Origin of the sequence: Nitrososphaera sp. (assembly GCF_013388945.1) — an archaeon.
GTDB lineage: Archaea > Thermoproteota > Nitrososphaeria > Nitrososphaerales > Nitrososphaeraceae > Nitrososphaera.
Map to the genome: position 1 here is coordinate 62,122 of NZ_JACAEH010000023.1, position 7,398 is coordinate 69,519.

Below are 7,398 nucleotides of genomic sequence, written 5' to 3' on the forward strand. Positions count from 1 at the left end.
ATGAGCTTCCCAGCTTGTCAGACTTTCACAGATGATTTAAACTTTTTATACGGATAGTGAGCGCCGGCATATGCATAGACGCAGTCGGCTATGTCGCCATCGGCTGTTGTCGATGATGAGCCTATCTTTTGTTTAATGATTCTAACGCATTCCATTAGACTTTTGATATCTTCTGTGTTTGCCACAAATTTGTTGTAATGTGTCATGAAAGCAGGGTCAGCGTTTTTAGTCAACGAACAGTCTATTTCGTTAATAATGTTATTTCCATCTCTCAGTAACAAAGTTCTTTGAGAGATTGCCATCTTTACAGATAACCAAATGTCGTCCCATTTCTTCCTAAACACCTTGTTCATGACCTTTCCAAGATCCAATCCTTCGTGTGTGAAATTCTTGGTAACGTCACTTCCGTATAGCAAATCAATAATCACGAGTAGACCGTCCTTCTCAAAACTTAACTTTTGACTGCTTGCATTGTAGGTCAGCTTTACAGAGAACCGATTGTTATGTTTCTTAAAATATTCCTCAAGCAACCTCTTACTCTGTCCATAGAAACCCTTTGACCTGTCATCCTCTATCGTTGCTTCATCTCCTCTGGCATTAAACAAGAAACCTGCATGCATTTCTAATCTCTTGATTCCAAGGCCAAGAAAAGTCTGTGCAATATCCATATCAACACCATCTCCAATATAGACGGGAACGCCATTCTGTATCATCTCCGCTAACTTTAGGAATTTCTTTGCCAGTGCCTCTTCTCTAGCAGCGGTACCGCCGCTGTCCACTCTATTCTTTATTTCTAAAAATACTAGCCTGTCGCCAATTACGTTCAATAGGTCAAATTTTAGCTTGGGATCACTCCCAGTGGACTTCCACTCTTTGACATCTTGGATGCCTTTGATGGATGCTATCCATTTGGGTATTTTTGAAAGGAGTATTCCATTAGCTGCGGTGGTTCCAGCCGCCGCAGCCATTATCTTTTCTATCAGAGCTCCCCTTCCTCCTTTGGAACCCCAAAAGTAGGAAGTAACCTCCATGAAGGCTCGATATTCTTCCTTATTATTTTCAACCGCTTCAATTCCCATGAACTTCGCAGCGAAAGGATCGATATTCGAGGAGGGATCTGTTGCATACTCCAACAGATTTGATACGATATTGGCGTACGCTTCACGAAGCCAAGTTTCCTCGCGGTTGAGAGTGGAAGGATTTTGAAGAAGTAGCATCCTTCTCTGTTTAATATCCACGTTGTAACTGAAATTGGAACAATGTTATAGATTTTGCTGAGATAGGCTCGGATAGATTAGCAACTTGTCATGATTTTCGAAAAGGAAAGAACGACTTCATTTAGAACTCCTACAATACATCCTGTTGACTTTTAAACAATGTTAGGGCTTTTGGCGCAAAGCCAATACTCAGAAAACGTGCAAAAGGCAAGGAACAACACAGGAAATCTAATATCAGGTCTTGCGCCAGAGAAACTCTGACCTTGGACTATACGCTATCCGACCCCGAGAAGGACGGCCTGTACAAGGCGATATTCTCAAGGCGCGACGTGCGCTCGCACTTTATCAAAAAAGACATTCCTGATAAAGTCCTCCTGCGCATACTGAACGCGGCCCACCACGCGCCGTCGGTGGGCTTTTCGCAGCCGTGGAACTTTATACTGATAAAAGACGCAGACACGCGCAGGCAGGTCAAGGAGTCGTTTTTGCGCGAGCGCCAGCGCTCGATTGAAATGCTTGCAGGCGACGAGCGGCAGGAAAAATATGCGAAGATGAAACTGGAAGGCATTGAAGAGTCGGCGCTCAACGTCTGCGTCACCTACGACCCGACGCGCTTTGGGCCGTTCGTGCTCGGCAGGACGTCGATAGAGGACACGGGCGTCTACAGCGTCTGCTGCGCAATCCAGAACCTGTGGCTTGCGGCGCGCGCAGAAGGAGTCGGCGTGGGCTGGGTGAGCATCCTCTCAAACGAGGACCTCGAGAGGATACTTGGCATACCGTCGCACGTCAAGCCGGTCGCGTACCTCACGCTTGGATACGTGCGCGAGTTTGCAGACAAGCCCGACCTCGAGAAGGCAGGGTGGCTCCCGCGCATGGGACTCTCCAAAGTTGTGTGCTACGAGAAGTGGGGTCTGCAAGAGTCAAAAGAGTGGGCGGCGCTTGCCGACGCCGTCAACAGCGTTGAATAAGACAATATATACGTGGACAAGGCTTAACCGATGATCCGGCAGTCACTTTGAGATCAGAACCGGCAGCAGGTGCACATCGCTTTTGCGCGCACGCTTGGCGTTCAGGCGGGCTCGCGCTCAGCCTCCAGTACCACGACGCCGCCAGGTACCTGTTCATACTGCTCATATTTGCCGGGCTCATGTCCACCGGCTGGTTTGGAATCCCGCTTTTGCCAAGGTATTTCGTCGAGTCAGGCACCGATATCGTTGCGGGTCTTTTCACGCTGTTCAGCGCGCTCGGCACGGTGTGGGGCGTCATGGCGTACCGCGAATTTACAAAGTCCTCGTCGGCCATAGTCGAGGCCAGGCTTGCCGCGCGCCGGCTCGACCCCATGATAGGCGAATTTGAATACAAGTCGTACAACCCCGTCACAAAGGAGTACGAGGAGGGGTTTGCGCCTTCAGGCCCGGTGGATTTCTGGGACAAGGAGACGCACGTCCCGCCCTGGATGGACAAGGGCAAGTACTGGCACATACTGCTTTCGCTCCAGCACCCCGGCAGGGAGATAACGCTGCACGTGGTGCGCGACCGCGACCTGTCGTTTTCGTCAGGCAGGCGCAACGCGGCGATCACGCAGAGGGAGAGGCTATCAGAAGACTACAGGCGCTACCGGTACATAGTCAAGGTGCCGCAGTGGCTCGTCATGAACACCGAGCGCGTGCGCTTTGCAGAGATGGACGTCGAAAGCGAGGAGCTCTCGGCCCTCATAGCCGACGTTAACATGAAGATAGTGGCCGCCACAAACGAGGTGGCAGGCTGGGAGCGCCTGCGGGTGCGCTTTCCCTGGAGGTTCATGACGTTTGCGATATACCTGAACAAGAGCCTGCCACTGAGAATAGTGTACAGGCAGGTCATACGCAACTTCCCCGGCGCAAAGGAGCGCAAGGTGGACCAGACAAACGCGGACCTTGCAAACGTGCCCGATGACGAGCTGGTAGCGGCCATGATGGAGCTTGCGCAGGCAAAGGGCATACAGCCTGCAAGGATAGACAGGCTCTACGCGCTCACCAGATTTTTGAAAAACGCCTACACCCGGATGGGGCTTGGCGAGGGCGCAAGCGAGTACCACAACTTCCACCACTCGCTCGAGGTGTCGTACATGGCAATGCAGATGCTTCCAGCCTGGTTCAAGGGCCAGGTCTTTGGCCCAAAAGACTATGAGGTGATGCTGGTCGCAGGTCTTTTGCACGACTATGACCCTGCGCAGCCGCTTGCGTCAGAGCCGGGCAAGGTCAAGGGGCCGGTTGTGACAAGGACGATAGAGGAGCTGAAAAAGACCAGGATAATCGACGCGTATTTCACCATGAGCACCGAAGAGCTTGGCAACTATTTCCGCGAGTACGGCACCGGCACGCCTGTAGCAAGCGAGTTTTCCACCACGCATCCAGAGTACGTCAAGTCGGACTGGGCGCCTGTCGAGAGCGTCATGGTGGAGGCGCTCATCTGGAGGACTGACTTTCCGTTCTTCAAGCTAAAGAACGCGCAGGACAAGTTTGCCGGCCTCCTTGCAGAGCTTGGAGGCAAGGGCGCGCAGACTGAAAAGATAAAGCTGATGTCAGAGGTGCTCTGGCTTGCAGACCTTGCAGTCACGTACATGGGCTCCGACCCCGTCAGGGCGTGGGACAGGGTCACGAACCTGTACGACGAGCTGTACCTGCCGAGGCTCGAGGCCGTGTCGAGGACCGACGCGTTCTTTTCCGACTTTGCCGATCTTGAACTGTTCAGGGAGCTTCTGGCGCAAAAGACCTTCCCCGACGTTTTCAGGCAGCGGTGGAACCTGATATACCAGTTCTTCCACGAGGGCAACCCCTCGACCCCGCTCAACCGCACGATAGAGACCGCGCGCAGGATGTACCTCAAGGTGAACATCGAAGTCGGCATGCGCAGGGGCGAGATGCTGCAGGCCATGGCTGCCGACAACTGGTCAGAGTATTTCGTAGGCATCGGCAGGGACCAGGGGGAGGTGCTCAAGGCCAAGTCGAGGCTCGCCGCGCTCGACCCGCAGAACGCGTCGGCGTTCTGGGGCGACGTGCAAAAGCTCGTGCCGGCGATAATGGACCGGTCGATAGACAACTTTCTTATCGTAATGCCTGAGCGCGACTCGCCGGTCGGAAGTGAGGAAGGTCGCATGCTCCTGCAGGCAATGTTTGTGACGCTTGCAAGAAAGCTGCGCGATGGAGGCGCAGTCAAGATCCTGACTGACATGGAGGAGAAAAGCGCGCAGTTTGAAGCACTCTTGGAAGTGGCCGGAGAGGCAGGTCTTGTGCGCGAGGCGCGCAAGGGCAAGGACTATTTTCCTGAAGGCTGGGACGACTCTGAGTTCAAGGACGGCAAGCGCCAGGTATTGACGCTTGTTCCAAAGGCCGTACCTGCGAATGCTTAAAATTGACGCGACCTTGGTTGAACTAACGCGGGCTCGTAGCTCAGCATGGACAGAGCGAACGCCTCCTAAGCGTTAGGTCGAGGGTTCGAATCCCTCCGGGCCCGCCATTTTTACGCAAAGTTCTCCTGAATGTATTTCTTCAGGCGCGCCGCGTCCTTCTCGCTCACAGGCATGCTGTTTGCAAACATCGGCTTTTTGCCCTTTATTATCTCGAGCCTGACGGTTCCGTCAGAGATAGTCATGTTGAGCTCGGGCCCCTTGAAAAAGCCGCTCTTTTCAGGGTCTGCATGGAGCGAGCTGTCGCCCGACTTTTTGGCGCCTACAAACTCTGAAGTCAGCCGGTTGATGCTGTCTTCGACTGCGACGGTCAATCTGCCGTTTGGCATCTTTTCAAGCGAAAAGACGTACTTTTCAAGCGCCTCGACCTCTATCTTGGGTCCCACAGGTCCCTCGTCCTGCGCCTCTTCTGCCGGCGTCCATACCATGCCTTCCCGTGCGACCCTTATCGAGAACTTGCCCTCCTGGCCGGACACTAGCAGGTGAGAGTCTACTGCTTTCTGCAGCTCCTCCGGCGAGAGCGGCCCCGCCGGCCCCCTGTGCCACTGGTTCTTTGCGTCTTCCCTGTCTTTTTCGCCGCTGTAGTGCAGGATGTAGCAGTCCTTGGCGTTCCAGCGCCGGACTATGTTGTACGCCTCTGATACGGATATCATGCCGGTCGAAGGGTGCTCGTTGTAGGTCTCGGTGCCAAGCACCAAGAGGTCGGGCTTCCACATCAGTTTCTCGTCGGCTCCTGGAAGCGTCAAAAAGTCCCAGCCGGCTATCACCTTTTTTCCGCCGCCTTCAATGATGTAGATGGCAGAGCCTGCAAGTCCCGGCGCGTCGCCGGCGTTGTTTGCCGCAATAGGCGTTATCGAGAACGGGCCTGCGGAAAATGCCTGGCCCGGCTGCACCGTTGTGAAATTAGATCTCTTGTCTGCAAGCTGAGGCATCGCAGTCAGCTGCCCGAGGCACTCGGCGGTGCAGTATCCTCTGGCGCTTCCAATGACAGACGCAAGCTCGGCGACGTGCTCTTTTCTTGCACTTGTAATAAGGACAGCGTCCGGCGTTTCCTTGTAGCCGTGCTCGCCTGCGCCGCTCTTCAAGCTTGCCGCGACCCCGTTGCCGGCATCGACCAGCAGGTGGAAGCCATCAAAAAATACGGAAAGTGAAGTGTTCGTCCCGCCTGCAACATCAGGCAGCACGCCGTTTATCCTTGCAAATACGCCCGATTCCATGAGATTGAGGGCGCACGCCACAAATAAAACATTTCTGAAGGCCCGCTAGCCGAGCTTTGCAAGGTCGTCAAGCGTCATGGGCTGGCCGTCCTTGCACACCTGGCCGGGATAGTGCTGCATTGAAAACAGCATCAGCTGGTCAAGCACCGGCTTGAGCGCCCTGCCCCTTTCCGTCAAAAAGTACTCGATGCTGACAGGCGTGCCCGGGTTGACCCTGCGTTCGATTATCCCGTTTTTCTGCATCTCCTTGAGCCTTTGCGAAAGCGTCTTTGGATTTATGCCCTCTATATCCAAAAATTCGTTGAAGTGGCTGTGCCCGAAAAGCATCATGTTTCGCATTATCAGTATAGTGAACTTTTTGCCTATCACCTGGAAAGTGTGGTTGATGGGGCACTGCTTGAACTGTGCCATCGCTGCAATATAGTCTACCTTGGACAACTTGCCCGCCTATACCCGCTTACCTTCAGGTAACTACGCAATTAAACATTACCTTTCTATAGTTGATACAAAAAAGTCAGACGCCTGCAAGTTTTGCCTGGCCGTACAGCTGCGCGTGGTGGACCTCGCTTATCTCTTCTCGCCTGTGCTTCCGGCGCTCGATGACATAGCCCGACGCAGAGTGGTAGATTATCACCATGTCCTTGGGGTAGAAGGAGAGCATCTCGTGGTTCTCGTGGTCCGATTCCATGTGGCGCAGGTGTATCCGCTCCCACGCAAAGAGCTCGTCCACCTTGCCCTTGAAGTGGAACGTGCTGCCGCACGGGCACTTGACGTCGCGCCAGCTGCCGGAAAGGTTCGAAAGCCACGTGTCGGCCATTAGGCTCAACCTAGGTCCCAAGCGCTTTATAACGTTAGCCGCCGGTCATGCTGGTGAACCTGTTGCGCCTGTTGACCGCCTTGATGTAGTCGAGGTTCGAGAGCGCGACCACCGCAGAGTCGCGCACCTCCTCGCTCTCGTCCCTGAGCGCGTCGTTCAGTATTTTCCTCGCCTCTTCAGAGCCTATCACGCCCAGCGCGACTGCTGCTTCGTGCCGGACAAAAAGCGACGGGTCGTTTTTCACCGCGTCTGCCAGCGCCTTTATGCCTGACGAAAACCCGAGCTGCCCCAATGAAAACGCGGCTTCGTGCCTGACAAGGTCGTTGTCGTCGTTTTTCAGCACCTTGCCTATGGGCGCGACCGCTCCTTCCCCGGCTATGTCGGCCATGATGCAGACAGCGCGAGTCCTTACCACGCTGTCCTTGTGCGTCAGTAGCTTTTTGAAATAATCAATGTTCTTTTCGTCAAACTGCCTTTCCATCTCCTCGAAGAGCTGCGTCCTCTCGCGTGAGGTGGCGTATTTGGTGACTGGCATGCGCCACATCTGCACCAATAGGCTTTTTTTAGTTTTTGGCGCCTTCGGCTTTGCAAAAAAAGTCCGCCTTAAAAGAACTAATTCTGCGCACGAGATTGTTTTTTGCCTCCTGCCATCATGCAAAATTGTATCATTTTTTCGTGCTCAAAATGTTACACAATGTA

Annotated in this window: 7 protein-coding genes and 1 tRNA gene; 3 read left to right on the plus strand and 5 right to left on the minus strand. The window is 53.8% G+C overall.

From position 1 onward, the window contains the following. Positions 1 to 17 precede the first annotated feature (17 nt). The gene (locus HXY31_RS11185) at positions 18 to 1,238 is read right to left on the minus strand and encodes a hypothetical protein (RefSeq protein ID WP_292643018.1); all 1,221 of its coding nucleotides are present in this window, start codon (positions 1,236 to 1,238) and stop codon (positions 18 to 20) included. A 236-nt stretch (positions 1,239 to 1,474) separates the two neighbouring features. Between HXY31_RS11185 and bluB the strand changes: the two genes are divergently transcribed. The 3 genes from bluB (at position 1,475) to HXY31_RS11200 (ending at position 4,715) form a co-directional block, all read left to right on the plus strand. After that, on the plus strand, positions 1,475 to 2,185 hold the full coding sequence (gene bluB, locus HXY31_RS11190; protein ID WP_366933102.1) for a 5,6-dimethylbenzimidazole synthase: 711 nt from the start codon (positions 1,475 to 1,477) through the stop codon (positions 2,183 to 2,185). A gap of 47 nt (positions 2,186 to 2,232) precedes the next feature. Further along, positions 2,233 to 4,608: a hypothetical protein gene (locus tag HXY31_RS11195; protein ID WP_292643022.1), complete on the plus strand. Its 2,376-nt coding sequence runs from the start codon at positions 2,233 to 2,235 to the stop codon at positions 4,606 to 4,608. A gap of 29 nt (positions 4,609 to 4,637) precedes the next feature. Next, a tRNA-Arg gene (locus HXY31_RS11200) sits at positions 4,638 to 4,715 on the plus strand. A gap of 3 nt (positions 4,716 to 4,718) precedes the next feature. Here HXY31_RS11200 and HXY31_RS11205 read toward each other — a convergent pair. The 4 genes from HXY31_RS11205 to HXY31_RS11220 all read right to left on the minus strand — a co-directional run bounded on the left by HXY31_RS11205 (position 4,719) and on the right by HXY31_RS11220 (position 7,234). Beyond that, positions 4,719 to 5,882, minus strand: a complete 1,164-nt coding sequence (locus HXY31_RS11205) for an MBL fold metallo-hydrolase (protein ID WP_292643024.1) — start codon at positions 5,880 to 5,882, stop codon at positions 4,719 to 4,721. 45 nt (positions 5,883 to 5,927) lie between these two features. Next, positions 5,928 to 6,320, minus strand: coding sequence for a helix-turn-helix domain-containing protein (locus tag HXY31_RS11210; RefSeq protein WP_292643025.1), 393 nt, complete (start codon positions 6,318 to 6,320; stop codon positions 5,928 to 5,930). Between the two features lie 76 nt (positions 6,321 to 6,396). Further along, positions 6,397 to 6,699 carry a hypothetical protein gene (locus HXY31_RS11215; protein ID WP_292643027.1) on the minus strand — a complete coding sequence of 101 codons (303 nt, stop codon included), beginning with the start codon at positions 6,697 to 6,699 and terminating at the stop codon, positions 6,397 to 6,399. 34 nt (positions 6,700 to 6,733) lie between these two features. Further along, positions 6,734 to 7,234 carry a HEAT repeat domain-containing protein gene (locus tag HXY31_RS11220; protein ID WP_292643029.1) on the minus strand — a complete coding sequence of 167 codons (501 nt, stop codon included), beginning with the start codon at positions 7,232 to 7,234 and terminating at the stop codon, positions 6,734 to 6,736. Positions 7,235 to 7,398 lie beyond the last annotated feature (164 nt).

Bases quoted from the DNA above. Each gene is read 5' to 3' on its own strand.
- HXY31_RS11205 (WP_292643024.1), bottom strand. From the start codon at position 5,882: ATGGAATCGGGCGTATTTGCAAGGATAAACGGCGTGCTGCCTGATGTT.
- HXY31_RS11215 (WP_292643027.1), bottom strand. From the start codon at position 6,699: ATGGCCGACACGTGGCTTTCGAACCTTTCCGGCAGCTGGCGCGACGTC.
- HXY31_RS11220 (WP_292643029.1), bottom strand. From the start codon at position 7,234: ATGCCAGTCACCAAATACGCCACCTCACGCGAGAGGACGCAGCTCTTC.